The sequence below is a fragment of the Pseudoalteromonas sp. SWXJZ10B genome, from assembly GCF_015864475.1.
GTDB classification, from domain to species: Bacteria; Pseudomonadota; Gammaproteobacteria; order Enterobacterales; family Alteromonadaceae; genus Pseudoalteromonas; species Pseudoalteromonas arctica.
In genome coordinates this window covers 93577-119245 of the sequence record NZ_JADYXD010000002.1, presented here as the reverse complement: position 1 = coordinate 119245, position 25669 = coordinate 93577, and the positions used below count along the sequence as shown (strand labels likewise).

Annotated in this window: 29 protein-coding genes; 18 read left to right on the top strand and 11 right to left on the bottom strand. The window is 38.8% G+C overall.

Features of this window, described 5'->3' with window-relative positions; genetic code table 11:
* Positions 1 to 108: 108 nt before the first annotated feature.
* Positions 109 to 855, top strand: a complete 747-nt coding sequence (locus I6F54_RS02535) for a YciK family oxidoreductase (RefSeq protein ID WP_007375386.1) — start codon at positions 109 to 111, stop codon at positions 853 to 855.
* Between the two features lie 83 nt (positions 856 to 938).
* Here I6F54_RS02535 and rluB read toward each other — a convergent pair whose 3' ends face one another.
* The 4 genes from rluB to I6F54_RS02515 all read right to left on the bottom strand — a co-directional run bounded on the left by rluB (position 939) and on the right by I6F54_RS02515 (position 3730).
* Positions 939 to 1811, bottom strand: coding sequence for a 23S rRNA pseudouridine(2605) synthase RluB (rluB, locus tag I6F54_RS02530; protein WP_007582584.1), 873 nt, complete (start codon positions 1809 to 1811; stop codon positions 939 to 941).
* Positions 1808 to 2398: an SMC-Scp complex subunit ScpB gene (gene scpB / locus I6F54_RS02525; protein WP_024592539.1), complete on the bottom strand. Its 591-nt coding sequence runs from the start codon at positions 2396 to 2398 to the stop codon at positions 1808 to 1810. The genes rluB and scpB overlap by 4 nt, the downstream gene beginning before the upstream one ends.
* Positions 2399 to 2549: 151 nt before the next feature.
* A complete protein-coding gene (locus I6F54_RS02520) occupies positions 2550 to 3071 on the bottom strand; it encodes an EF-hand domain-containing protein (RefSeq protein ID WP_165721507.1) in 522 nt (173 codons plus the stop codon).
* Positions 3072 to 3298: 227 nt separating this feature from the next.
* Positions 3299 to 3730 (bottom strand): hypothetical protein, encoded by a 432-nt coding sequence (locus tag I6F54_RS02515; protein ID WP_007582577.1) that lies wholly within the window; start codon positions 3728 to 3730, stop codon positions 3299 to 3301.
* Between the two features lie 240 nt (positions 3731 to 3970).
* On the opposite strand from I6F54_RS02515, the gene xthA reads away from it, so the two are divergent.
* From xthA to I6F54_RS02500, 3 genes are read left to right on the top strand one after another with little or no spacing between them, the layout of a single operon-like run.
* Positions 3971 to 4777: an exodeoxyribonuclease III gene (gene xthA / locus I6F54_RS02510; RefSeq protein WP_165727397.1), complete on the top strand. Its 807-nt coding sequence runs from the start codon at positions 3971 to 3973 to the stop codon at positions 4775 to 4777.
* Between the two features lie 5 nt (positions 4778 to 4782).
* Positions 4783 to 5430, top strand: coding sequence for an energy-coupling factor ABC transporter permease (locus I6F54_RS02505; protein ID WP_165727396.1), 648 nt, complete (start codon positions 4783 to 4785; stop codon positions 5428 to 5430).
* Positions 5427 to 6242, top strand: a complete 816-nt coding sequence (locus tag I6F54_RS02500; RefSeq protein ID WP_165727395.1) for a putative RNA methyltransferase — start codon at positions 5427 to 5429, stop codon at positions 6240 to 6242. The genes I6F54_RS02505 and I6F54_RS02500 overlap by 4 nt, the downstream gene beginning before the upstream one ends.
* Here the strand turns inward: I6F54_RS02500 and yfbV are convergent.
* Positions 6239 to 6685, bottom strand: coding sequence for a terminus macrodomain insulation protein YfbV (gene yfbV / locus I6F54_RS02495; RefSeq protein WP_007582569.1), 447 nt, complete (start codon positions 6683 to 6685; stop codon positions 6239 to 6241). The two genes, I6F54_RS02500 and yfbV, sit on opposite strands and share 4 nt — an antisense overlap.
* Before the next feature lie 284 nt (positions 6686 to 6969).
* Between yfbV and I6F54_RS02490 the strand changes: the two genes are divergently transcribed.
* The 7 genes from I6F54_RS02490 to I6F54_RS02460 all read left to right on the top strand — a co-directional run bounded on the left by I6F54_RS02490 (position 6970) and on the right by I6F54_RS02460 (position 13624).
* Positions 6970 to 8184, top strand: a complete 1215-nt coding sequence (locus tag I6F54_RS02490) for an acetate kinase (RefSeq protein WP_197139504.1) — start codon at positions 6970 to 6972, stop codon at positions 8182 to 8184.
* A gap of 1 nt (position 8185) precedes the next feature.
* Positions 8186 to 10345 carry a phosphate acetyltransferase gene (gene pta / locus I6F54_RS02485; protein WP_165727393.1) on the top strand — a complete coding sequence of 720 codons (2160 nt, stop codon included), beginning with the start codon at positions 8186 to 8188 and terminating at the stop codon, positions 10343 to 10345.
* Positions 10346 to 10571: 226 nt separating this feature from the next.
* Complete coding sequence (locus tag I6F54_RS02480; RefSeq protein WP_197139503.1) at positions 10572 to 10958, top strand: ACT domain-containing protein; 387 nt, start codon at positions 10572 to 10574, stop codon at positions 10956 to 10958.
* A 3-nt stretch (positions 10959 to 10961) separates the two neighbouring features.
* Positions 10962 to 11459 carry a PTS glucose transporter subunit IIA gene (locus I6F54_RS02475; protein ID WP_166376237.1) on the top strand — a complete coding sequence of 166 codons (498 nt, stop codon included), beginning with the start codon at positions 10962 to 10964 and terminating at the stop codon, positions 11457 to 11459.
* A gap of 4 nt (positions 11460 to 11463) precedes the next feature.
* Positions 11464 to 11808: an ArsC family reductase gene (locus I6F54_RS02470; protein ID WP_197139502.1), complete on the top strand. Its 345-nt coding sequence runs from the start codon at positions 11464 to 11466 to the stop codon at positions 11806 to 11808.
* Positions 11808 to 12938 carry a succinyl-diaminopimelate desuccinylase gene (gene dapE, locus I6F54_RS02465; protein ID WP_197139501.1) on the top strand — a complete coding sequence of 377 codons (1131 nt, stop codon included), beginning with the start codon at positions 11808 to 11810 and terminating at the stop codon, positions 12936 to 12938. Before I6F54_RS02470 ends, dapE begins: the two co-directional genes overlap by 1 nt.
* On the top strand, positions 12938 to 13624 hold the full coding sequence (locus I6F54_RS02460) for a M15 family metallopeptidase (RefSeq protein WP_010554242.1): 687 nt from the start codon (positions 12938 to 12940) through the stop codon (positions 13622 to 13624). The genes dapE and I6F54_RS02460 overlap by 1 nt, the downstream gene beginning before the upstream one ends.
* Positions 13625 to 13643: 19 nt before the next feature.
* Here I6F54_RS02460 and I6F54_RS02455 read toward each other — a convergent pair whose 3' ends face one another.
* Positions 13644 to 14513: a DMT family transporter gene (locus I6F54_RS02455; protein WP_197119733.1), complete on the bottom strand. Its 870-nt coding sequence runs from the start codon at positions 14511 to 14513 to the stop codon at positions 13644 to 13646.
* Positions 14514 to 15024: 511 nt separating this feature from the next.
* Here I6F54_RS02455 and I6F54_RS02450 point away from each other — a divergent pair.
* The 4 genes from I6F54_RS02450 to I6F54_RS02435 all read left to right on the top strand — a co-directional run bounded on the left by I6F54_RS02450 (position 15025) and on the right by I6F54_RS02435 (position 18101).
* Positions 15025 to 16389 (top strand): COG3014 family protein, encoded by a 1365-nt coding sequence (locus tag I6F54_RS02450; protein ID WP_197139500.1) that lies wholly within the window; start codon positions 15025 to 15027, stop codon positions 16387 to 16389.
* Positions 16390 to 16397: 8 nt separating this feature from the next.
* Positions 16398 to 16823, top strand: a complete 426-nt coding sequence (locus tag I6F54_RS02445; RefSeq protein WP_007582549.1) for a YcfL family protein — start codon at positions 16398 to 16400, stop codon at positions 16821 to 16823.
* Positions 16824 to 16834: 11 nt separating this feature from the next.
* Positions 16835 to 17455 (top strand): penicillin-binding protein activator LpoB, encoded by a 621-nt coding sequence (lpoB, locus tag I6F54_RS02440; protein ID WP_197139499.1) that lies wholly within the window; start codon positions 16835 to 16837, stop codon positions 17453 to 17455.
* A gap of 178 nt (positions 17456 to 17633) precedes the next feature.
* Positions 17634 to 18101, top strand: coding sequence for a glycine zipper 2TM domain-containing protein (locus I6F54_RS02435; protein WP_197139498.1), 468 nt, complete (start codon positions 17634 to 17636; stop codon positions 18099 to 18101).
* Between the two features lie 380 nt (positions 18102 to 18481).
* Here the strand turns inward: I6F54_RS02435 and I6F54_RS02430 are convergent, their stop codons facing one another.
* Positions 18482 to 19699 (bottom strand): pyridoxal phosphate-dependent aminotransferase, encoded by a 1218-nt coding sequence (locus tag I6F54_RS02430; protein WP_010554238.1) that lies wholly within the window; start codon positions 19697 to 19699, stop codon positions 18482 to 18484.
* 367 nt (positions 19700 to 20066) lie between these two features.
* Positions 20067 to 20411: an Hpt domain-containing protein gene (locus I6F54_RS02425; protein WP_007582543.1), complete on the bottom strand. Its 345-nt coding sequence runs from the start codon at positions 20409 to 20411 to the stop codon at positions 20067 to 20069.
* A 137-nt stretch (positions 20412 to 20548) separates the two neighbouring features.
* Here I6F54_RS02425 and I6F54_RS02420 point away from each other — a divergent pair, with 137 nt between their 5' ends.
* Both I6F54_RS02420 and I6F54_RS02415 read left to right on the top strand, forming a co-directional pair.
* The gene (locus tag I6F54_RS02420; protein ID WP_024590433.1) at positions 20549 to 21145 is read left to right on the top strand and encodes a tRNA-uridine aminocarboxypropyltransferase; all 597 of its coding nucleotides are present in this window, start codon (positions 20549 to 20551) and stop codon (positions 21143 to 21145) included.
* 24 nt (positions 21146 to 21169) lie between these two features.
* Positions 21170 to 21952, top strand: a complete 783-nt coding sequence (locus I6F54_RS02415; RefSeq protein ID WP_165727525.1) for a CLCA_X family protein — start codon at positions 21170 to 21172, stop codon at positions 21950 to 21952.
* Positions 21953 to 22000: 48 nt separating this feature from the next.
* Here I6F54_RS02415 and I6F54_RS02410 read toward each other — a convergent pair whose 3' ends face one another.
* Complete coding sequence (locus I6F54_RS02410) at positions 22001 to 22564, bottom strand: cysteine hydrolase family protein (protein WP_024592527.1); 564 nt, start codon at positions 22562 to 22564, stop codon at positions 22001 to 22003.
* 99 nt (positions 22565 to 22663) lie between these two features.
* On the opposite strand from I6F54_RS02410, the gene I6F54_RS02405 reads away from it, so the two are divergent.
* Positions 22664 to 23587 carry a GlxA family transcriptional regulator gene (locus tag I6F54_RS02405; protein ID WP_166421413.1) on the top strand — a complete coding sequence of 308 codons (924 nt, stop codon included), beginning with the start codon at positions 22664 to 22666 and terminating at the stop codon, positions 23585 to 23587.
* Between the two features lie 229 nt (positions 23588 to 23816).
* On the opposite strand, the gene dcd is transcribed toward I6F54_RS02405, so the two are convergent.
* Both dcd and apbC read right to left on the bottom strand, forming a co-directional pair.
* On the bottom strand, positions 23817 to 24401 hold the full coding sequence (gene dcd / locus I6F54_RS02400) for a dCTP deaminase (RefSeq protein WP_007582539.1): 585 nt from the start codon (positions 24399 to 24401) through the stop codon (positions 23817 to 23819).
* A gap of 6 nt (positions 24402 to 24407) precedes the next feature.
* Positions 24408 to 25484, bottom strand: a complete 1077-nt coding sequence (apbC, locus tag I6F54_RS02395) for an iron-sulfur cluster carrier protein ApbC (RefSeq protein WP_165741044.1) — start codon at positions 25482 to 25484, stop codon at positions 24408 to 24410.
* Between the last annotated feature and the right edge of the window lie 185 nt (positions 25485 to 25669).

The following is a 25669-nucleotide window of genomic DNA, read 5'->3' as shown; positions in this document are numbered from 1 at the left end:
TAAACTTAACGTAAAGTTTCTATTTTCGCCACCTAATTTTACAATAAATTCGATTACTTCACGTTTCGCTATGTTAAAATCAAAAAAATTATATGAATTGGTACTTTTATGCACACATATCAAGCAGCTGAAAACGCACTTAAAGATAAAGTTATTTTAATAACAGGCGCCGGTGATGGTATTGGCCGAGTTGCAGCAATTACGTATGCAAAATACGGCGCTACAGTTATCTTATTAGGAAAAACAACTAATAAACTTGAATGTGTTTACGATGAAATTGTTAATGCTGGCTACCCTAAACCTGCAATAGTCCCTATGGATTTAAAAGGCGCAACGAAGCAAAACTACCGTGACCTTGCTGCAACAATCGAATATCAGTTTGGACGCCTTGACGGGTTGCTTAATAATGCAGGTATTTTAGGGTCACTCGGTCCGCTTGAACATTTTTGCTCATCTACGTTCGAAAACATAATGAAAGTAAACGTGACTGCACAAGCAATGATCACTAAAGCACTTTTTCCTGTTCTTCGTAAGTCTGATAATGCATCAATCGTGTTTACGTCATCAGGTGTAGGCCGCAAAGGTCGTGAATTTTGGGGGCCTTATGCCATCTCAAAATTTGCAGTAGAAGGTATGATGCAAACATGGGCATGTGAAGTAGGTAAAACGAATATTCGTGTAAACTGTATTAACCCAGGCGCTACTCGCACTTCAATGCGAGCTGCTGCATATCCAGGTGAAGATAGAGACGCACTTGCTACACCAGAGGATTTAATGCCTACATATTTATATCTAATGAGTGACGATTCAAGTGAAGTGAATGGCGAATCGTTAGATGCTCAAGTAAAAAAGTAATTTAGAGTTTAAATAGTTTAAACAACACACATTAAAAAAGCCGCAATTAGCGGCTTTTTTGTGTTCAATAAATAACTAATTGATTATTTACGTTTAGTCGGCTTAACACGCTGATTGTGTTTTTTAACTGCTTTACGAATTTGATTGATTTTAGCGCGTTTATCTTTGCGTTTTTCAGGCATAACAGAAAGCTTAGTTTGTGTTTCGCGGCCTAATTTAACGGTTTTACGCAAGTAGTTTACTGTTTCTAAATCATACTCCATCCAACCACCTTGTGGCACGCGCTTATCAAGCTCTAGTTTACCGTAACGAATACGAATAAGACGAGATACTTCCGCATCTTGAGACTGCCATAAACGACGAACTTCACGGTTACGCCCTTCATTTAACGTTACATTAAACCATCGGTTAACGCCTTCGCCACCCATAGGGGTTACAGTCGTGAATTTGGCTGGACCATCTTCAAGCTCAACACCACGTAGTAAGTTTTTAACCGTCTCGTTGGTTACTTCACCAAATACACGTGCAGAGTATTCACGCTCTACTTCATAGCTTGGGTGCATTAAACGGTTTGCCAGTTCACCATCGTTTGTAAAAAGCATTAAACCCGATGTATTAACGTCTAGTCGACCAACCGCAATCCAGCGATCGCCATCAATACGCGGAAGTCGGTCAAATACAGTACGACGCCCTTCAGGATCTTTACGTGTGCTTAACTCACCTTCTGGTTTGTTATACATAATTACACGACAGATTCGGTCTGCTTTTTCTTCAATTTTTACACTGTGACCGTCAACACGAATCAAATCGGTTTCTTCAACACGGTCACCTAACTTTGCCACTTTACCGTTTACACTAACGCGGTTTGCGTCAATGTATTTTTCCATTTCACGGCGTGAGCCTACGCCTGCACGGGCTAAGACTTTTTGTAACTTTTCACCTTGTATAATACTCATTCGGATGGTTCTCTCACAGAAGGATCGCTCAATAACTGGTTAATTTTACTTTGCTGCTCTGTTGGCAACGCAGGTAAATTTTCAAGTCCAGTTAACGAAAAATAATCTAAAAATTGCTTAGTAGTTGCATATAAAGCCGGCTTTCCCGGAACCTCTTTATGCCCTACCACTTTAACCCACTCTCTTTCGAGTAAGGTTTTAATAATATTCGAACCCGTAGTAACACCTCTTACTTGCTCAATTTCGCCGCGTGTAATGGGCTGCCGGTATGCAATAAGTGATAATGTTTCCAGTAAAGCACGCGAGTATTTTGGTGCGCGTTCTTGCCACAAGTTATTTAACCAAGGGCTTAAACTACTGCATGCCTGAAACCGATACCCACTACCAACTTCAACTAAGCGAATACCACGAGTTTGAAAATGTTCTTGTATTGTATCTATTGCGTCATTTATTCGCGTCATAGAAATAGCTAAATCTATTAATACGATGTCTTTAAGGTGGCGTTTACTAACAGGCTTATCTGCAACAAAAATAGCTGCTTCAATGATCTCAACTAGTTGTTCATCACTAATTCGCCGACCCGCCATACACACTCTTAACAAATAAAAATACACAGCCATCTATTATGACAGAACAACACCAAACTAGGAAAATATATCTATCAAATAACTAAATTTAAAACACAAAAAAGCCAGTGACTAGCACTGGCTTTAATCTTACTTACTAAAATGGTAACTATTAGTTACTTTTAAAAGCTTCTAATGCATCATCTTCAGCTACTGCGTTACCGTATTTTTTAATGTAACCCATAAACTCGCTTTTACTAATGCGCTTATCTTGGTTTTTATCCATGTAACCAAAATGATTTGAAATATCATCATCGTTACCTTCAACTACCGAGATATAGCCATTGCTGTCGTTATCTAGACTTGCAAAGCTGCTTTCAATTTTATCGAATTTAGCAATTTCAGCTTTAAATGCCGACTCACTTACTTCAGAATCAGTGGCTACTTTGCCATTATTAAGCTTCATATAAGTGTTAAATTCTTTGCGGCTAATTTCGTTATCCATATTGGTATCAATATTTGAAAAATGGCCCCAAATGCTATCGTCATCAGCTTCAACTTTTGAGATGTAGCCATCGCTATCATTATCTAAACTTGCAAAGTCACTGTCTATTCTTTCAAGACCTTGATTAGATGAACAAGCCGCTAGGCTTAATGATGCTAAAATAGTGGCTGCTAATGTTAACTTTTTCATAAGACGTATCCTTCGTAATTAATTAAATGTCACTTTAACTAATACAAATCCAATGCCAATAATAGTTAACTTATAATAATCAATAACTTAATCTCGATCGGTATATTTATTAAACAGTTTCAATAAGTTAAGCTTGCAAGCTTTGCAAACAACCTTGTAATTTTTGCAAAAAAACACCCGGTAAAAACCAGGCATTTCAAATTTACTTATTATAGTTAAGCTAATAATTAGATTGCTGCGTTTTGGTAGCGTTTAACAAACTCAGTAACGTTTTGACCATTACATTTTAATGAGTTTAGGTTACCAATTTTTTGACGAACAGGTGCTAAACCTTGTTTTAAAGCCGTCATACATAATTGAGTTTCTTGTTGAGCGTCTTTTGCAAATACTTCTACTTTCTCAACTGATGCGTTGCTTAATGTCGTTTTTTTAGCAATATCACGAATATCTTCACCATTACATAAAATGCTTTTAGAAAAACGAGATAGGTAAACACCGTGCTGGGCAGCTTCTTTACGAGCAACGCTAAAGCCTTCGTTTGCACTTAGTACACATAACTTAGACTCAATTTTGTTATCTTGGCTAAAGTAAGTATTGCTTTGAGCTGACGCAGTTGCAGATGCTAGTAAAGCAGTGGCTAAAAGTAGTTGAGTTTTCATGAGAGATCCTATTTGAACGAGCTAAACAAGTGAATTTCGCGCATTATATATTCAATAAAGTTAAGTTCAATTGAATTTTTTATTTATTTAAATAATTAATATTGTATTCACAATGTTTAAACTTCACCCATCATTTGATCAACATTTGCGCAGCTATTATCTCAATTCAGTCATGTTATGTGCGCGTATTTACTGATACAATTTAATCTATTAAATAGAACCAATTTTAAGGTAAATTTTATGAAAGTGATTTCTTTCAATATCAATGGTCTGCGTGCTCGTCTTCACCAATTACAAGCAATTATCGACAAACATCAACCAGACGTTATTGGCTTGCAAGAGATTAAAGTTCACGACGAAGCATTCCCATTAGAAGATGTTCAAAAAATGGGATATCACGTCTACTTTCATGGTCAAAAAGCGCATTATGGCGTAGCTATGTTATGCAAAAAAGAGCCTAAATCGGTCTTAAAAGGTTTTGCCACCGATACAGATGAATCGCAAAAACGCATGATAAGCGTCACTGTTGAACAAGAAAACGGTCGCGACCTTACTGTCATGAATGGCTATTTCCCACAAGGTGATAATATTAATCACGAAACTAAATTCCCTTATAAACGTCAATTTTATAAAGATTTAATGACACACCTTGAAACCAATCACACACCCGATCAAGACGTCATCGTTATGGGTGATATCAACATATCACCTACCGATTTAGATATTGGTATTGGCGAAGTAAATGCTAAACGTTGGTTAAAAACGGGTAAATGTTCTTTTCAACCGGTAGAGCGTGAATGGCTTGCAACATTACTTAATTGGGGTTTTAAAGACACCTTTAGAGAGCAAAACCCCGAAACAGACGATCAATACTCATGGTTTGACTATCGCTCTAAAGGGTTTGTAGATAATCGAGGACTTCGTATAGATGTAGTGCTTGCAACCAATGAGCTTGCAGCACGCTGCATAGATACAGGTATTGATTACGAACTTCGCGGTATTGAAAAACCGTCAGATCATGCCCCTATATGGTCAACATTTAAGTAATTATTATGCTCAGCCTAACAATGCAGGGGCTACTTTGGGCTCTTGTAATTATTATTGCTCTATTAAGCTTTGATAAAAAAACATATAAAACATTGCTTAATACGCCAGTCCGTCAAACTGGCGTACTTGCGTGTGCGTTAGTGTTTGCAGTGCTTTGGCGAATAAAGGCTGGCATTTTAACTGGCCTTGATTTACACATACTAGGTGTTACGGCTGCTACATTAATTTTAGGCTGGCGGTTGACTATTTTAAGTAGCCTACTTGCCACAGCCCTACTCGCTGCCTTTGGTCAAATTGAACTTGAGCTGTTACCAGTACAACTGCTTATTGGTGCGTTTATTCCTATTTTATTGAGCTATCTTGGCTTTATAATTAGTTACCAATATTTACCTCGTCATTTTTTTGTCTATATATTTGTTTGTGCGTTTATAACCGCAGGATTTATAGCCTGTATAAAAATAAGCCTAGGTGCTTTATTTTACTTAGCTATAGGGCAATACAATTGGCAAGAACTTGCAGATAACTACGTTTATTTAAGTGCCATAATTTGGTTTCCTGAAGCAATGCTCAACGGCATGGCTATAACAATTATGATCACCTATCGCCCGCATTGGGTAAAAACTTTTTACGATAAGGACTACCTAGGCTCATGAGTCTTGAATATCAATGCCCCCTGTGTAACCTAGCACTTTTGAAAACTGATTCAACACTTCGTTGTGCTAACAACCACAGCTTTGATTTTGCTAAAGAAGGCTATGTTAATTTACTGCCTGTGCAACAGAAAAATTCAAAACAGCCGGGTGATTCACTTGAAATGGTACAAGCCAGACGTGCATTTTTAGAGCGTGGGTATTATCGTTTTTTACAGCAAAGCCTTAGTGATATAATCAGTAATATAAGTGCAAAAACTATTATTGATTTAGGATGCGGTGAAGGGTTTTATACCCAAGCAATAGCGAATAAAACAAATGCTGTTGTATACGGTGTCGATATTTCAAAATCAGCGGTTAAATATGCAGCAAAGCGCTACCCTAATTGCCATTTCAGTGTGGCATCAATCAGCCAAGCTCCCTTTAAAAGCCAATTTGCTGATGTACTTGTTAGCGTATTTGCACCTTTATTTGAGCAAGAGCTTGAACGCCTAGCAAATCAAAACGCAACATTAGTGGTTGCAAGCCCAGGACCCTGTCATTTAAAAGAGCTAAAATCGTATATATATTCAGAAGTAAACGAACATACTGAAATAGCCACTCCAAAAGGGTTTCAAAAATCAGAGCAGATCCTTTTAACAGAGCATGTAGCGCTTAGCTTTACTGATATTAAAAACTTAATAATGATGACGCCATTTGCATGGAAATTTAGACCCGAGCACTGGACAGCACTCGAAGAAAAAGGTGAACACACTGTCACCTTATCGTTTTATATTACTCAGTTTACCAAAATAGATAATGATGTAACTCTCTAAAACTGCTCTTTAGTAAACGCCCTGTCCATTTTATCAAACATATCTTTAAGTAAATTGGCAAGCTCCATATAACGGGGCTTGTTTTCACTTAACTGCGTTTGATATCCATTAGCTGCCATTTTAGTGTACAGCTCGTTATACCATTTTTGCATCGCAGGCTCTAAAGGCGTTTGCGCTCGCTTACCCAACCAAAATAAACCTTGTAATGGTAGCGATATAAAAAATAATGCACTTGCAATGGCTTGCGGTAAAAAATCAGAACCCAAGTAATTTAGCTGAAAAAACAATGTTAGCATGGCTAAGATTGGCATTACTGTAATGGCAAGCTCAGTCGCTCTAATTACTCTAAACTCTAAAAATAAGGGCGCAAGCTCTTTGCGCATTGGCCATTTTTTACCATACAAACGGCCAGTTTGTAGTTGTGACATCACACTTTTTTGCATCATGACTCCTCACAGATACTGCTTTTAAATACAATGGAAAAACGAGCTATACGCAAAGTGTAACACAAAATGAAAGAGTTACACTTTCTCAGTAAAACAGCTTAAATTTACCTTTTAATGGCGAATAATCCTAACTTAAACATCTCAATTAAGGTAAAGTATTTAACATTGCGTTAACCACTTTGCAATTGAACATTTAATTGTTTTAGCTTTACTTAATACCGTAAGTGTAACGATTACGAATTAACGTTTACTTACTAAATTTGTTTATGGAAATTGAATCTATGCCAACAACCTCTCCTGAATCACAACACGTTTTAGTTTTAAATTGTGGTAGCTCTAGCTTAAAGTTTGCCATTATTGATGCGAACGATGGTCACGAAATTATTTCAGGCCTTGCTGAACGCTTAGGCGCTAAAGCACCCTCTATTAAATACAAATTTAATGGTACTAAAACAGTTATCGACTTAGCGGCTAATCAAGCACATGCTAAGGCTATAAATACGCTTGTAAGCTTAATAAAAGATCACAACTTAGACGAGCAACTTATCGCAGTGGGCCATCGTGTTGTACATGGCGGCGAGCACTTTACGCGATCGGTATTGATTGACGAAAAAGTAATTGCAAGCATTACACAGTCGGCAACGCTTGCGCCGCTTCATGGGCACGCTAATTTACTAGGTATATCGTCGGCGCAGGCATCGTTTGAAGGTTTGCCACAAGTCGCGGTGTTTGATACTGCATTTCACCAAACTATGAATGAAGTTGCCTTTCTTTACGCTCTTCCATATAAGTTGTACACCGAGTTTGGTGTTAGGCGTTATGGTTTTCACGGCACAAGTCATTTTTATGTTGCAGGGCAAACAGCAAAGTTACTTGAGCAACCTATCGAGCAAAGCAATTTTATTAGTGCCCACTTAGGCAACGGCTGTTCTGTATGCGCTATTAAAAATGGTAAGAGTGTTGATACCAGCATGGGACTAACGCCTCTAGAGGGGCTGATAATGGGCACACGTAGCGGCGATATTGACCCTGGTTTATTTAACTTTTTAACCACTCAACTTGATTACACAGCCCAGCAAATAGATAACCTACTAAATCAAAAAAGTGGCTTGTTAGGTATTAGCGAGCTTTCTAACGATTGCCGTACCATTGAAGAAGCCGCTATAGCCGGTGATAAAAAAGCGATACTCGCAATTGAAATGTTTTGCTACCGACTTTCAAAACAAATCGCGGCGTATATGGTGCCATTACAGCGCCTTGATGCTGTTATATTTACTGGTGGTATTGGTGAAAACTCAGATATTATTCGTGAAAAAGTAATTACACAACTTGCCTTTTTAGGCATTAATTGTAATCCGCAAGCCAACCTCAATGCGCGCTTTGGTCAAGAAGGCGTTATTAGCTGTAAAAATTCACACGTCAAAGCAGTTGTAATGCCAACCAATGAAGAATGGGTTATTGCCCTTGATGCTGCAAATATTGTAAAGGAGCTTTAATATGGCACGTCGTATTATGTTAATTCCTGTTTCTACCGGTGTGGGTTTGACGTCGGTATCAGTTGGTTTAGTGCGTGCACTTGAACAAAAAACAGTTAAAGTTAACTTTTTTAAACCAATAGCTCAGCCACGTTCTGGTGAAACAGGCCCTGAAAAATCAACGCAAATAGTTACTCAAGGCTCACCTATCAACCCACCAATGCCTTTTGCACTTGATTATGCTGAGCAAATGATTGGCGACGGTAAAGGTGATGACCTCCTAGAGGAAATTGTTGAACGCTTTGAAAGTAAAATAAACGATAACGAAGTCGCTATTATTGAAGGTATGGTACCTACTCGTCGCCAACCTTATGCTGGGCGTGTAAACCGCGAAATTGCGCAAACACTCGGCGCCGAAATTGTATTTGTACTTACCCCAGGTAATTACACCATTACTCAAATAGAAGACCGCCTTGAAATTGCAGCAGGTAACTACGGTGGTATCGATCATCCTCGCGTACTGGGCTGTATTTTTAATAAAGTAAATGCGCCACTTGATGAAGAAGGTCGTGCACGCGCCGATTTAGTCGATGCCTATAAACCTGAAGAGCTTGAAAACGAGTTAAATCGTTTAGCCTCCCTGCCTATTTTTAAAAAAAATCCGTTTATGTTACTTGGTGCAATCCCGTGGGATTTTGACTTAGTAGCGCCGCGCGTAAAAGACTTAAGCGCATACTTAAAAGCCACGATTATTAACGAAGGCGATATGCTTCATCGTCGTCTGCGCCGTATTACTTTTTGTGCTCGTACGGTTTCAAATATTTTAAATTATTTTACGCCAGGCGCTTTATTAGTAACACCGGGCGATCGCTCTGACATACTTGTTGCTGCGTGCTTATCTGCTATGAACGGCACTAAACTTGGTGCTATATTACTCACCGGTGGTTTTGAGCCAGAGCCACGTATTATGGCCTTGTGTGAGCAAGCCATGCAAACCGGCTTACCAATACTCGCAACCGATGCAGACACGTGGCGTACATCATTACTACTGCATAACTTTAATATGGAAGTACCAAATGATGATGACCAGCGTATTGAAAAAGTAAAAGATCACAACGCAGAGCATATCAATTCAAGCTGGCTAGATACTCTAGCTAAAAGTGTAGGTAAAACTCGTAAGTTATCACCACCCGCATTTCGTTACTTACTTACCACTAAAGCGCGTAAAGCAGGTAAAACCGTGGTTCTACCAGAAGGTAATGAACCTCGTACAATTAAAGCGGCTGCTATTTGTGGTCAACGCGGAATTGCTAAAACTATATTACTAGGCGATCGCGAAGAAATAATGCGCATTGCACAGCAGCAAGGTATTGAGCTAAACGAACATGTAAGTATTATCGAGCCTCAAAGCATTATTAATGATTATATTGCGCCTATGGTCGAAATTCGTAAAAGCAAAGGCCTAACTGCCGTAGTAGCACAAGAGCAACTACAAGATAACGTCGTACTGGGTACAATGATGCTTGAGCAAGGTAAAGTAGACGGTTTAGTATCGGGTGCAGTAAACACTACGGCAAATACAATTCGCCCACCACTGCAATTGATTAAAACAGCACCAGGGTCATCACTAGTATCATCTGTATTTTTTATGCTACTGCCTGACCAAGTGTTAGTTTACGGTGACTGTGCGATTAACCCAGACCCTAATGCTGAGCAACTTGCAGACATAGCGATTCAATCTGCCGACTCTGCAGCTGCATTTGGCATAGAGCCGCGTGTTGCCATGATCAGCTACAGCACGGGCACTTCTGGTACAGGTGCCGATGTTGAAAAAGTACGTGAAGCCACAAAAATAGCAAAACAAAAACGTCCTGATCTAATTATCGACGGCCCACTACAATACGATGCAGCTATAATGGAAAACGTAGCACTTAAAAAAGCACCTAACAGCCCTGTAGCCGGTAAAGCGACCGTATTTATATTCCCAGATTTGAATACGGGTAATACCACGTATAAAGCAGTACAACGTAGTGCCGACTTGATAAGTATTGGCCCAATGCTGCAAGGTATGCGTAAACCTGTAAACGATTTAAGCCGTGGTGCATTAGTTGATGATATTGTGTATACAATCGCCTTAACTGCCATTCAGGCAGCTCAAACAGAAGCGCTAATTACTCATTAAACGTAACGTGTGCTTTTTATAGCCTAGCTATTATTTATTTAATAATTAACTAGTTAGGTTATTTATACCCTGCAACCCCCATACTTATCCACAGAAATTGTGGGTAAGTTTTTACTCCCTTCTTTTATCTACTTATTTACTGCTGAGTTAGTCGTTGTTACACCTTTAATTTAAAGCCAATAATCTATACTATAAAGCTATCAATATTGCTGTTCGCAGGCTTTTAATGTCAAAACAAACATTACAATTACACAGCACCATTTTATCTATACACAGTTTAGATGTAGATGCCGACATACCTGCGGCACTTTTAAAGCAATCTTTGTTTTTTATTTCTAAAACCCATGATGAACTTTCAATTGTATGCCCAAGCGATTTTGAAGTAAAAAGCCTGGATACCGAACCCGACTGGCAAGCTTTAGAGGTTGTAGGTCCACTTGGCTTTTCGTTAACCGGAATTATGGCTAATATTTCAGGGGTATTAGCGCGCGCTAAAATTTCTATCTTTTCAATCTCAACCTACGATACTGATTATATTCTCATAAAAAAACACACTGCAGAAAGTGCTATTTCCGCTTTAAAAAAAGAGGGTTATAACGTGGTGGTAAATTAACTTATGAAAGCTCAAAAAATTGACTATTTAGCTCAAAATAAAACGCCTCTTAATGCAATAAATATTACCAGCCCATTTACAGGTAAAGTAATTGAACTGAATGAGCACCCAGAACCTTTTTTTCGTTTTGGCACTCTGGGCCCTGGTATTATGGTGCAACTAACAAGTCATAAAATTTTAGCACCGTTTGATGGAACTTTATTACAAGTAAAAAATGCAGGTACTGAGTTTATTCTACAAGCTAATAATGGTCTAAAAATCTTGATTAACTTAACTATTTTTGATTCGCAATCAATTACGCATACCCATATTGCGCAACTCAATGGTAGCAAAATATGCAAAGGTCAACGCCTTGCTTATTTTGATTTACGAGAACTTGATACTCCAATGCTTGCTAGTTTAATTTTACTAAACGGCCATAACCTTGGCACATTTCATTACTCGCATTCGCATGTAAATGCGGGTGAAGACACACTATTAACTATTATTAAGAAGAACTAGATTTATGATCACTCTATACGGCATTAGCAACTGCGATACGATAAAAAAAGCTAAAAAACATTTAACTGATAACAACATCGAATTTACGTTTCATGACTACCGCAAAGATGGCGTAAATGAGCAAATGGTGAGTGAATTTGCAGACAAGCTCGATTGGGAGCAACTCGTTAATAAACGTGGAACAACTTATCGCGCATTAACTGATGAGCAAAAACGGAGTCTAACTAAAGAAAGTGCTATCCCATTGTTGGTTGAACAACCTGCCATGATCAAACGTCCAGTACTGGTAAACAATGGCAGTTACCATTTAGGTTTTAAAGCAGCCCAATACGACGAGATTTTTAAATAATGACTAATGACGTAATTCAACTCGCCCAAGCGCTAATCCAACGTGAATCGGTAACGCCCGAAGATGCTGGCTGCCAACAAATGATGAACGATCGCCTTGCTGCGGTTGGTTTTAATATAGAATCATTATTTTTTACCGACACACTTAATACTTGGGCTCGAAAAGGCACACAATCGCCGCACTTTTGTTTTGCTGGTCACACCGACGTTGTACCAACAGGTCCTGAAAAAAATTGGCAACATCCGCCGTTTTCAGGATTAATAAAAGATGGCCTATTACATGGACGTGGCGCTGCCGATATGAAAGGCTCGTTAGCTGCAATGCTTGTAGCAACCGAGCGCTTTGTTACTAAAAATCCTGATCATAAAGGTTCGATTTCTTTTTTAATTACTTCTGACGAAGAAGGCCCGTTTGTAAACGGGACTACTCGCGTAATTGATACATTAGAAGCACGCGGTGAAAAAATTGATATGTGCCTTGTAGGCGAGCCATCATCACGCGATGTACTCGGTGATGTGGTTAAAAATGGCCGCAGAGGTTCACTTACCGCTTACCTAACGGTTAAAGGCGTACAAGGTCATGTCGCCTACCCACATTTAGCACAAAACCCAATTCATCTAGCAACGCCTGCCCTTACTGAACTTAGCCAAACTGTGTGGGATAATGGAAATGAATACTTCCCTGCTACCAGCTTTCAAATTTCGAATATTAATGGCGGCACAGGTGCTGGTAATGTTATTCCGGGTGATCTAGAAGTACAGTTTAACTTTAGATTTAGCACGCAAGTAACACATGAGCAATTACAACAGCATGTAAATGACATTCTACAAAAGCATAACTTAAATTATGAATTAAGCTGGATAGTAAATGGCTTACCTTTTATTACCGAGCACGGCCCACTTGTTGATGCCACAGTAAAAGCGATTAAATCAGTAACCGGTTTAACCACGAATCTAGAAACTACCGGCGGCACATCAGATGGTCGTTTTATTGCACAAACAGGGGCTAAAGTAATTGAACTTGGACCACGTAACGCCACTATTCATAAAATAGATGAATGCGTAAGTACCGATGACTTAATAGCCCTTGCCGACATTTACGAGCAAATACTAGAGCAACTTTTAGCATAATGGATGTAACTAAACCAACACCAATAATGTGTATCACAGGGCAAAGTGATACACATTTAACTGATATACAAAATCATCGCTTGCACAGCGCTATTATCAGCGACTTTTTAGCGCTGCAAAGTGCAGCACAAAAAGCAGGATTTGAGCTTACTATTGCCTCAAGTTTTCGCGACTTTAATCGTCAATCAATTATTTGGAATAATAAGTTTTTAGGTATTCGACCTGTTTATAATAAACAGCAAAAGGTTGTAGATTTAACTAAATTAAATGATGTAGATAAATGCATAGCAATAATGCTCTACTCTGCATTACCTGGGGCAAGCAGGCACCATTTAGGCACCGATTTAGATGTGTTTGATAAAGCTGCGGTAAGCGATGATTATAAACTACAGCTAACACCTGATGAATACCTGCAAGGTGGGCCGTTTGCGCCTTTAAGTAATTGGCTTGATACTAACTTAGATAAATTTGGCTTTTATCGCCCTTACCAGCATGATTTAGGTGGTGTCGCACCTGAGCTTTGGCATATAAGCCATATTAAGCAATCGCAATTATTAGTGAATAAGCTTAGTGAACAAGTACTTTTTGAATGCATAAAAAACAGTGAACTACAGGGTAAGCAGGCAATACTTGATAACTTACCCGCTATTTATACACGCTTTGTAACGAACGTTAGTCCGCCATAAAGAACTTGTTTAAGTGGTATCACACCTTCTTTTTATTTAAGATAAATACCAGCACAGCGCCTAATATTAATGAGCTTGCTACAATAAATTCCATTGTGACCTGCTCTGATAAAAACAAGACCCCGGCCAAGGCTGCAAGTACAGGTACACAAAGCTGCACAACAGCAGCTTGGGTACTTTTAAGCAGTGGCATAGCCACATACCAAACACTGTAACCAATTCCAGACGCTATCGCACCCGAGGCACATGCAAGCAAAACCCCTTCAATACTCATATTTTTTAAATAACTCATACCAACAAGTAATAAAACAGGGATAGCCACTAAGCTTCTTATAAAGTTAAACCCCGTAGTACGCAGTGGCGATACGCACACTTTACCGCGAATACTGTAAATACCCCATGCCACACCACTGAGTGCCATAAGTGATGCACCTAATAATGAAGGTACAGCAGCAGATGGCAGCATTAAATATACAAACCCACCTAGCGCCACTATAAACGCGCACCACTGAAGCACACTCAACTGCTCTTTTTGATATATACCCCAGCCAATCATAGTGAGTTGCACGGCTGAAAACAAAATCAGTGCACCGGTGCCTGTATCCAGCTCTACGTATGCAATCGAAAAACAAAGTGCATAAACTAATAGGCTTATACTGCTTCGCCAGCTTCCTTTATCGCTTAAAATAGCGGGGTTAAAAGTGCCTTTTCGTTTTAAATTATGAGTATAAATAGCCATTATAATGCCCAAACACGCAGCACCACTGAGTAAGCGAATAACTGTAAAGTTCCAAGCATCTATATAGCCTTCGGCTAAAGCCATTCTGCAAAAAAGAGAGTTTGCAGCAAACGCAATTAAAGCAATTATTGTGTACAACGTAGCTTTCAAAAAAATTCCTTAGCAATAAAAACAAATTACAGCGTTATTTCAATTAATTAATTAACCTACTAAGCTAAAAACATTGTCGTAAGCGCCTATAAAACCGCTTACTGAGCAGCACATTTAAACAGGATTGGTATAACTGTGCAAAGGGAGTATTTAGTTTTAATAAATTAGATTATTTATACTAAAATCTTAGCCGCATTTGCAAAATACGGTGTCTACAACACAAGATATCCTTTTAGTATTTTTCGTATACGACTTAGTGAATATCAATTACTTCATTTAAAAAATTCATTTATCATTACGCTTTAGGGATCATTGTATTCAATAAGACCAATAAAGTACCTTAAGTATTTCAATATTGTTACCCAACAAGAAAATTCACACTTTGTTCACCAATGTCATTTTATATTTCTTTATTAGCAGGCAGTTTTACTCTACGATTTTTTACAATATTTCACACATTTAGCTAAAAATAATATGTTAATGTATACAGGTGAATTTAGAGGAGTGCGCAGTGCGCCTAAGTATAATTTTAAGCTTTTGTTGTATTTTAAGTGGGTGTAGCACAATGGGCTTTAATGACCTATTTAATGACTATGCCACGCAAATGACACCAATAAGAAATGCGATCGAGAAAAACAATATCGAAGAAGCGCAATCCCTTATTGCCGATAATAACACCATGCACAGCAGCTACTTACTCAACCAACTTGAGCAAGCTCGCTTAAACGACTTAGCCAATATGCCACAAGAGGCACAAGGTAAATTTGAGAACGTGTATACGCAAATGCAAAAAAAACGTGAAGCCGCCAAAATACAAGTAAGTGCGGGGCTTGAGCAAAGCAATGCGTTATTTACTAACGACTCAGCCATAACTTATGTGCCACCGGCTTACGAAATGAGTATGCTTCATAGTTATAAAGCACTTAACTACGTGTATAAAAATGATGTAGAAGGCGCTTTGGTCGAAATTCGCCGCGCTAATAAAGTACAAGTTGATGCACTAAGCGAAAATAAAACAGATGGCGACTCAACAGTTAAAGAAGCGCAGCAGCACTACCCTAGCATGGGCAATGTAACCAGAGATGTAAAAAATGGCTTTCAAAATGCCTACACATTTTATTTATCTGCTTTGCTTTATCAAAGTGCTAAACAGTATGACGATGCTTATATTGATTATAAAAAAGCACTGGCTATACAACCTAACAATATTTATTTACAGCAGGACGTAATGCGCCTTGCTAAAAAACAAGGGTTTGACCAAGACCTAAGTGAATTTAAAAAACGTTTTAGTGATGCACCCACAATTTCTGCAACGCAAGGCGAAGTAATTGTTTTATTTGAACAAGGCTTAGTACCAAAACAAGATGAATTTAAACTGCGCTTACCAATTTATTCATCACGCGGCGATGCACGCTTTTACAGCTTAGCAATGCCAGTGTACAAAGATAATGCCTATGTGCGCCGCCTTAATAATATAAACATAGATGCACAAAGCATAGAGCTGAGCCCATTAGTACACATTGAAGCACTTGCAGCAAAAACATTAGAAGATCAAATACCTGCAAAAGTAGCTCGCCAAGTACTCAGATTAGTAGCTAAAGAGAAAGTGCGTGCAGAACTTGCTCGCAGTGCCGGTGATGTAGGTAACATACTTGCTAATATTTATAATTTGGCGTCTGAGCAAGCTGATACACGTAGCTGGCTTACACTTCCAAATCAAATAAGTGTTGCAAGGCAAAGCCTAAATACAGGTGAGCATTCTCTGCATATAGGCACACAAGCACCTATAAATTTTACCGTTAGTAAGCAAGGGTTAACGTTAATTTACTTAACCTCCGTTAATAACTACTTTAATTACCACGTAGTTCAACTTTAGGAGCCATCATGAAATACATAGCGCCATTATTAGCAGTCTTAATGCTCAGTGCATGTTCCAGTAAACCGGTTACATCGGGTATTTCCGTTGAACAAAATAAAAATCAGTTTAATGAGCAATTACGTGTAGATAATCCAGAGCTCGGTAAAAAGCTGGCCATTACTGATGTTAAAACACGTCAAACCAACCAGTTAACCGACGTGGTAGTGACACTTTCGAGCCAGTATAAAAAATCACAGTATTTGCAGTATCAATTTAATTGGTTTGATAAAGACGGCTTTGTTATTAAAGGCAATCATTCACCTTGGCAAGCACTCACCTTATTTGGTTTTGCAAAAACACAATTACCGGGCTTAGCACCTAGCTCTGATGCGGTTACCTTTTCTTTAGCAGTAAGAGAAGTGTCTACCGAATCACAAGAATTTAAAGATTAAAGGAAACAACCATGATCATCAGTAACAAATTTAAAACAGCATCAACTTACGCTTTAGTTGGCTTGAGCGCTTTAGTATTAAGTGGCTGTGCTAATAAAGCTGTAGTAAGTTATGGCGATGCACAAGCAGTAGAAACAACAGATATTAATTTTGGTTCTACCGACTTACAAAAAGTAGCGAGCCAAATGACCGACTCATTACTCAGCTCACCTGTTGTTGGCACAATGACCGCTAATAAACGCCCTGTAGTATTTGTTGAGCGTATTAAAAATAAAACCAGCGAGCACATTGATACAGAATCAATCACCGATTCAATCTCAACACAAATGCTACGCAGCGGTAAGTTCCGTTTTGTAGATATGACCCGTGTTGAGTCAGTACGTGAGCAATTAACGTTTCAAAATGAAGATGCTCTTGTTAACCCTGCAACAGCCGTTGCATTTGGTAAACAAGTTGGTGCGCAATATATGTTATACGGAAACTTATCAAGCATCGTTAAATCAAATGCCGACAAATCAGACGTATACTATAAATTTACGATGCGTTTAATGGATATGGAAAGCGGCCTAGTTGAATGGGCAGACGAAACTGAAATTCGTAAAACGAAAGAAAAATCAACCTTTGGCTGGTAGCTAATACCAATCTGCTTATATATGGGGTCTATTTAACGTTAAGAAAATTACGCTAGTACTAGGCAAAAATTTTTGTATTTAGTTGTTCTAAATAAAAAATTTTTAACGACGTTATAGCACAATTTAATTCGTTAAATTGATCAAAGTTTTATGCAGGTTGGTATAAAAGGAGCAAGTTATGAAAGCAATTGCTGTAATTATGTGCGCTTTACTTACAATAAGCGCGCCTACGTTTGCTAAATACGAGCGCAATAAAGCAGTCCCTGTGCAGCAAGTTTTATTTGGTGACGTAAAATCGGTACGCAATATTACCGAACAAGAAATCATTCAAGACAAAAATAACGGCTGGAAAACCTTCGGCGGTGCATTACTCGGCGGCGTAGTAGGCAACCAGTTTGGTGGTGGTAGCGGCCGTACAGTAGCAACAATATTAGGTTCGGTAATTGGCGGCAGTGTTGCACATAATAGGCAGCAGCAAAGTCATTATCAGCAAAATCACTTTGTAGAGTTATTAATACAAGTTGAAAATGGCGACCAGTTTATGGTTGTTCAAGATCAGGACCAATCAATGCGTTTTAGCAAAGGCGATAACGTAAGATTAGTGTACTTGAACGACAACACAGTGCGTGTAGATAAAGCGTACTAGGCCGTGCTGAACTTTGGTGGTTGAATTTGCAGCAGAATGTTTGGTATTTAGACAAGGCAGAGCCTATGAAATGTGGTTTTTCCCTATAAATAGGCGATAACGCAGCATAAATGCCAAACATGCGCTGCCCGAAGGGTTCTGCCTAGCGGCAATTAACTCTTTGTTGCCTACATGGATGTAGGTAAGGGGCGTGAGCAGGACGCGGAAGCTTTGCTCGGTTTTTACTTAGCCCACTAGGTTACAAACCTCGCTTCGCGATTTAATCGCCCCTAGATTGAACAAATTTCAATCCACAAAGATCAACACGCCCTGTTAATATATTCATGACTAAAGTAAAAAACGAGCCAAATTTGGCTCGTTTTTTTATTATTTTTTAATAACTATACTTGGCGATAATCTTTAAAAAAGCGCTTCATTTTTAACATCGCATCCGATAAATCATCTTTGCTTGGTAAAAAGACCAACCTAAAATGATCAGGATCTGGCCAATTAAACGCCCTGCCATGCACAAGTAATATTTTTTCGGCTTTTAGCAAATCGTACATCATCTTTTCATCATCTTTGACGTTAAAAAGTGCTGTATCTACTTTGGCAAACGCATAGAGTGCGCCTTTAGGTTTTTTACAACTAATGCCTTCAATATCATTTAATCCACGCCATGCAATATCACGCTGCTCATATAAGCGCCCACCCGGGTTTATTAGACTATCAATTGATTGCACGCCGCCAAGTGCTTGTTGAATCGCATACTGCGCAGGTACATTGGCGCACAAACGCATAGATGAAAGTATTTCTAGGCCTTTGCGTAAATCATCCATTACCGAGGTACGACCGCTTAGAACCATCCACCCCATTCTCAGCCCCGCTGCACGGTATGTTTTTGCTAAACCATTAAAAGTAATAATAGGCACATCGTCGCAAAGTGAGCCGATTGAAGTATGCGTTATACCATCGTATAAAATCTTTTCGTAAATCTCATCGCTCAATAACAGCAGTTTATGTTCACGCGCTATATCAATTAATTGCATTAACAAATCATCACTGTAAACCGCACCAGTAGGATTATTAGGATTAATTAATACCAGAGCTTTAGTTTTAGACGTGATTTTACTTTTTATATCTGCAATGTCCGGAAACCAATCTTGCTCTTCATCACATAAATAATGCACGGGATTACCACCCGATAACGTGACCGAAGCAGTCCAAAGTGGATAATCTGGAGCAGGAATAAGCACTTCGTCGCCATTATTTAATAGCGCTTGGGTGATCATCTGAATAAGTTCGCTTACGCCATTACCAATATAAATGTTATCTACATCTAAATTATGTAATCCACGTTGTTGATAGTGTTGATAAATAGCCACGCGGGCAGAATAGAGGCCTTTAGAGTCACAGTAACCTTGGGCTGAATATAAGTTGCGGATAATATCTCGGTGCATATCTTCTGGCATATCAAAACCAAAAGCAGCCGGATTACCTATATTCAATTTTAATACTTTTTGACCTTCGTCTTCCATTTTTTTAGCTTGCGCTAAAACCGGCCCACGAATGTCATAACATACACCTTCTAATTTGTGACTCTTTTTAATATCAGACATTTTTACCTCTTTAGGGCGTATTGACTTTATGGATTAAATTTGTTCAACCTAGGGGCGATTTAATCGCGGCGCGAGATTTGTAACCTAGTGGGCTAAGTAAAAATTGAGTAACAAAGAGAAAATAGCCCCTAGGAAGAACCCTCTGGGCAATGCGTGTTTGGATTTTATGTGTTGTTATCGCCTATTTATGTGGGAAAACCACACTGCATAGGCTCTGCCTAACCTAAAAACCAAACACTCGTTGCAAATTCAATCCCGAAAGATCAACACGCCCTAGTGAGTCTTTAGACTAACCTAGTAAAGGCGTAAAATGCCAGCCTATTTAAACGCTTAATACTGAAATAAATTCACGTTTCAGTTTCAATAATTAACGAGATGCTAACCATTCATTTAGCTTAGCTTGAGAGCCTGTTACTTGAGCCATTAAGCTATTAGATGCGTCGATGGCTTCAGCTAAGTTATCTAGGTTTAAATTTTGTTCAATAACGCGAGATACTTCAGCAAGGCTTGAAGCACCAAACTGAGCAGCGTTAGATTTTAAGCTATGAGAATGACGAATCGCCGCTTCTCTGTCTTTTCCAATGGTTGCTAAAACTTCAGAGCCTAAACGCTCAAACTCCGAGCAGCAAAAATCAAGTGTATCAGCAAACTGCTCACCCAATAACGATTCCATACTCTCTAATGCTGATGTATCAATATTTATTTCTGTCATATTTTAAGCCCTTAAAACAATCCATGTAAATTACAGTTTAATAGTACTACTTTATATTGATGCGTAAAAAAAACCAACTTAATTACCTCATAAATGTATAATTGCGAGGATCATACTGGCAACAAAAAGTTTATTAAATGGCACGCACACTTTGTAATCATTGTAACTTTGCACTTAACACCTGTATTTGCAGCGCAATTACAAATATAAACAACAAAGTTAAGGTTATTATTCTACAGCACCCAAGCGAAGAAAAAATAGCAAAAAATACCGCTAAACTACTCAATTTGTGTCTAACTGATTGCCAAATAGTCAAAGGCGAAAATAATGACGACTTTTCTATTCTTAAATCACTGCCCGTAAGCTCAACTGTTTTGCTCTACCCTAACGAAAACGCTATTAATTTAGACGATAGCGCTGAGCAATCTAATATAAAAAACATCACCCATTTAATCGTGGTTGATGGTACATGGAAAAAAGCCTACAAAATTTTGCAGCTCACCACATTGCTAAATCAATTCAAAACGGTCAGTTTTAAACAGTTACCTAAAAATCGTTATGCTATTCGTAAAGCCCCTAGGGCTGACAGCCTATCCACACTTGAAGCTGTAGCGCATAGTTTGTTTTTAATAGAGCAGCTAAATCCTGCACCACTTTATAATGTGCTTGATGAATTAATACAAAAACAAACCCAACACATGCCCGAGCACGTAAAAGCACGTTACTTAGATTAAATTCGTTACTATATGAAACTTGCAATGCGTAACTACCCTAACAGGCTAAAACGTGGCTTTACTCGCCAAGGCCCCGACTATCGCTTTGACGACCAAGTCGACTTTAGCGATATAAGAGATACCTTTGGCTTTAGATCAATGGTCGTCGGTAAATGGGTAACTAAAGAAGAGCGCTACATTAGCGCTAATTTAATTTACGATGCACTGGCCGACCTTGCACAAATACTGCATTTACCGCCCAAAGCTATTGGTCTTCGTGGCAAACTTAATTTTGCATTTGGGCATGGCGGTCAAAAAGGTGTACAAGCGCATTATAATGCAGCTTCTCAAACGCTTGCCCTTGCAAAAAATGCAGGCGGTGGTGCACTTGCTCACGAATGGTTTCATGCGTTTGACCATCATATAAGCGAGCATTTATTTGCAGCAAAACCACGATTTGGTTTTGCCTCAAAATTATGGCTTTCAAACACGCCTAATTTATCGCATCCACTTAATAATGCTTTGAACAGTTTTTATAAACATGTATTTTTAGATGAGCACGGCGTTGATGCAAATAACTTTGTACAAACGTGTATAGAACACGATAAAGCCCACAATATGAATTATATGAGCATGCCAGAGGAGCTTGCCGCACGGTGTTTTGAAGCCTGTATTGAGCAGCATTCAAATATAAAAAATAGCTTTTTAGTGGGGGGCTTACAAAGTAGTAATTTAATATACCCAAATATTGGGCATATTAATAAAGCAAATGAAGCGCTTAACCAGTACTTTGAACTACTGGGTTATGCGCTTCATAAAATGGATTAAATCAGCTCTTAAAGTGATGCTTAGCTAAACCATTACCTGTACTAATGGTTAGCGAACTAAATCTAGTAATTTGTCTGTGCTCTGAACATTACAATAACCAAAGCTCAATGCAGCCATAAATGCATGATGAACATTATGTGCAGATACTACCACCCCATTAAATTCAAGATCTAATGTAGCACAAGCATCATGTGCTACATGACATTCATAGCCAAAATCTACTGCAGCACGAGTGACAGCATCAATACACATATGGCTCATAGCACCAACAATAATCAACCTTTCAACGTTGAGCTCTTCTAGTACTCTTTGTAAATCTGTATCGCGAAAACTATTTATTTGATGCTTTAAAACGACCGGCTCACCTTCAATTGGAGTAACCGTAGGATGGATTTTCGCACCATCAGAGTTAGGCACAAAGAACGGAGCCTCGTCAGAAGGAAACTCATGACGAACATGAACTACAGGCATACCATTATCACGAAATTGAGCTAGTAGTATTGCTGCATTTTCTGAGGCTTTTTCAGTTCCAGACAGAGGCCATTTAGCTCCTTCGAATGTAGAGTAATAATCGTTTTGTAAATCAATAAGTAGTAATGCTATGTTAGACATAATAATCTCTCTTATGTTGTTTAGGTTATCTGTTGAGACTATTATGCAAAACATCAACTCATTACACCGATGGCGAAATAGCCATAAATCAGTTTAAAAATGACAAAGCATGTTCAGATCACAATTATCGACTACCCCAACGCCCTACAAAGTGCAGTACAAGGCTTTAAAGAGTTATTTTTTTTGGCAAACAGGATAGTTATAGAAAGCCAGCTTGAAGTTCAGTTCTCTGTAAAGGTCATTCAGCCCGATATAGATTTAGATGGGATGAGCCAAAATGATATTATTATTCTCCCACCAAACTTAGATGGTGATTATTTCTTCACGCCTCAACCCAAGTTGTTGCAATACCTCAACGAGGCTCATCAAAAAGGGACTATATTATGCTCTGCTTGCGCTGGTGCATTTATACTTGCCAAAACAGGCTTATTAAATAATCGTGTTGCTACAACACATTGGCAATTAGCTGATGAATTTCATGAGGCATTCCCTAAAGTATCTCTTGAGATTGAAAGTTTACTAATTAATGACGGTGATATTATTAGCGCAGGTGGGCTGATGTCATGGATTGATCTAGGGCTAGAAATCGTGGCTCAATTCACAAAACCACACGTTATGCGTACACTTGGAAAGTTTCTTATCGTTGATACGGGTAGAAGAGAACAACGCTATTACGGTAGTTTTTCGCCAAAACTTAATCACGGGAATAAACAAATATTACTAGTTCAGCATTTCATTCAAGCAAATTATAGTAAAACACTGAATGTTTCTGTACTAGCAGCTTTGGCCTGTATGAGCGAGCGAACATTTCTTCGACAATTTACCCATGCCACAACATTAAAGCCGATACAGTATATTCAAAAAATAAGAGTGCAAAAGGCATGTGAGCTATTAGAATCGACCACTCACAGTTTTGAGCGAGTGGCTCTGAATATTGGCTATGACGATGTAAACAGTTTTCGCAAAGTATTTATTAAGATAATCGGATTAAGCCCTACGGCGTTTAAAGAAAGATTTGTTTGAATAGATAGTACCAAAGGGAAGAATCATTAATTACCGTTGTATTCTCACTTCACTATTAAAATAAATGGCTATTATTGTAAATATTGAATTAAAGGTATAAAGCTTTCATCTTTATACTTAGCAAACTTGTTGCACCCACTTAATAAAGCAAATGAAGCGCTTAACCAGTATTTTGCACTACTGGGTTATGCGCTTCATAAAATGGACGAATAAAAGCTTTATTTAGTGGTTACTTATCGTCACTAATACGACTTGCTACTGCACTGTTTTGATCTTTATATTTTGCATCTTTACGGATGTTGTATGGGTTTTCACACGGGCCCGATAGCATTTCAAAGCTCATAGCACCAATTTTCATCAGTGGGCGAAGCGCCAGTGGTAATTTACCTGAGTTGTAAAACTCTAAAACAATATTACCGCTCCAGCCTGGGTCGATTCGGTGCGCAGTTACATGCACCATTAAACCTAAACGCGCAAGCGATGAGCGTCCATCTAACCACCCTACTATGTCTGCTGGCAGAGTTACTTTTTCGTGCGTTATAGCAAGTGCAAGTTCACCTGGGTGTAAAAAGAATGCTTCACCTTCATCAAGCACTATTTCTTCACTCATGATTGATTCCATGGCTTTATTTAACTGATCTTTTGGACCACTTAAATCGACGTATGCTGCGTTGTGTGCATTAAAAGTTCTGAATTTATTACCTAGTCGCAAATCGGCAGTTACACCTGAAATCATGTCACTTGTTGGCGCAGGCTCAATAACAATGCGACCATCGCTTAGGTATTCATTAATATGTGTATCTGAAAGTCTCATTATTTACTAATCTTCTGTAATCACAATTTCAATCGCATTGTGATGCTGTTGATAATAAAGCGTGCTGGCTATAAGCCTCGCTGCTGCGCTGTATGTTTTGCTTATTGCCGCGTCGTTATCGTTGGCAATAAGTTTTCCTTGCTCAGAATACTCGCGTATATCTATTGCAAGAGGAATATGACTAAGTACGGGTACGCCGTGCTTGTGCGCCAGTTTTTGTGCGCCGTCTTTACCAAATACGTGGTTAGCTTCACCGCAGTGGCTACAAATGTAATAACTCATGTTTTCAATTAAGCCCAGCACTGGCACGTTTACTTTATTAAACATAGCAATGCCTTTTTGCGCATCGGCTAGGGCTAAGTCTTGCGGCGTAGTGACAATAACAGTGCCGCTCGCGGGTACTTTTTGGCTCATTGTAAGTTGAATATCACCAGTGCCCGGTGGCATATCTACAATTAAGTAATCAAGCTCGCCCCAATCAGTCTCGTTAAGCAATTGGCTAAGCGCGCCTGAAGCCATTGGCCCGCGCCATACGGTGGCATCATCGCTTGGGACTAAAAAGCCAATTGACTGCGCTTTAATGCCATTGGCATCAAAAGGCTGTAGCTGTTTGTTATCTTTAGTGACGGGCTCTGCGCCCACTAATCCTAAAAGCATTGGGATAGATGGGCCATAAATGTCAGCATCTAAAATACCCACCTTTGCGCCTTCATTTTTAAGCGCGCCTGCCAAGTTAACAGCAGTAGTCGACTTACCTACCCCACCTTTGCCTGAGGCAATAAGTACAATATGTTTAATCGCTTTAAACTTAGCCGCCTCTTTAATGATAACCTTGGCGCTAATAGTTACAGGCACATTTAAGCTTTCACATACGTGTTGCTCAACTAAAGGCATTTCTGATTGCCCAGCAAATGGCAGAGTTAATTTGATTTGTAGTGATTTATCGTCATTTTGAGTAATAGTATTAATGAAGCTTTCGTCAATACCGACGGCAAAAGCCGCACTACGATATGCCGCTAAGGCAGTAATAATCGGTTGTTTTTGCACCGATTTAGAAGAGAATAGTTTCGACAGTCCAAACATAGCAATTAAATAGCGTTTCTTTGATGAAAAGTGCCACGGAATTATGTAACATTCAGGGCATTAACACCAGTCAATTAATAAAAATCCATAAGCTGTGCGCACTCTAAGCAGATAGCTTGTAGATAAATTAATGATAATTGCCGTTTGTATAATAAAAACGGCGTTTTATCCTCAATTCGGAATGA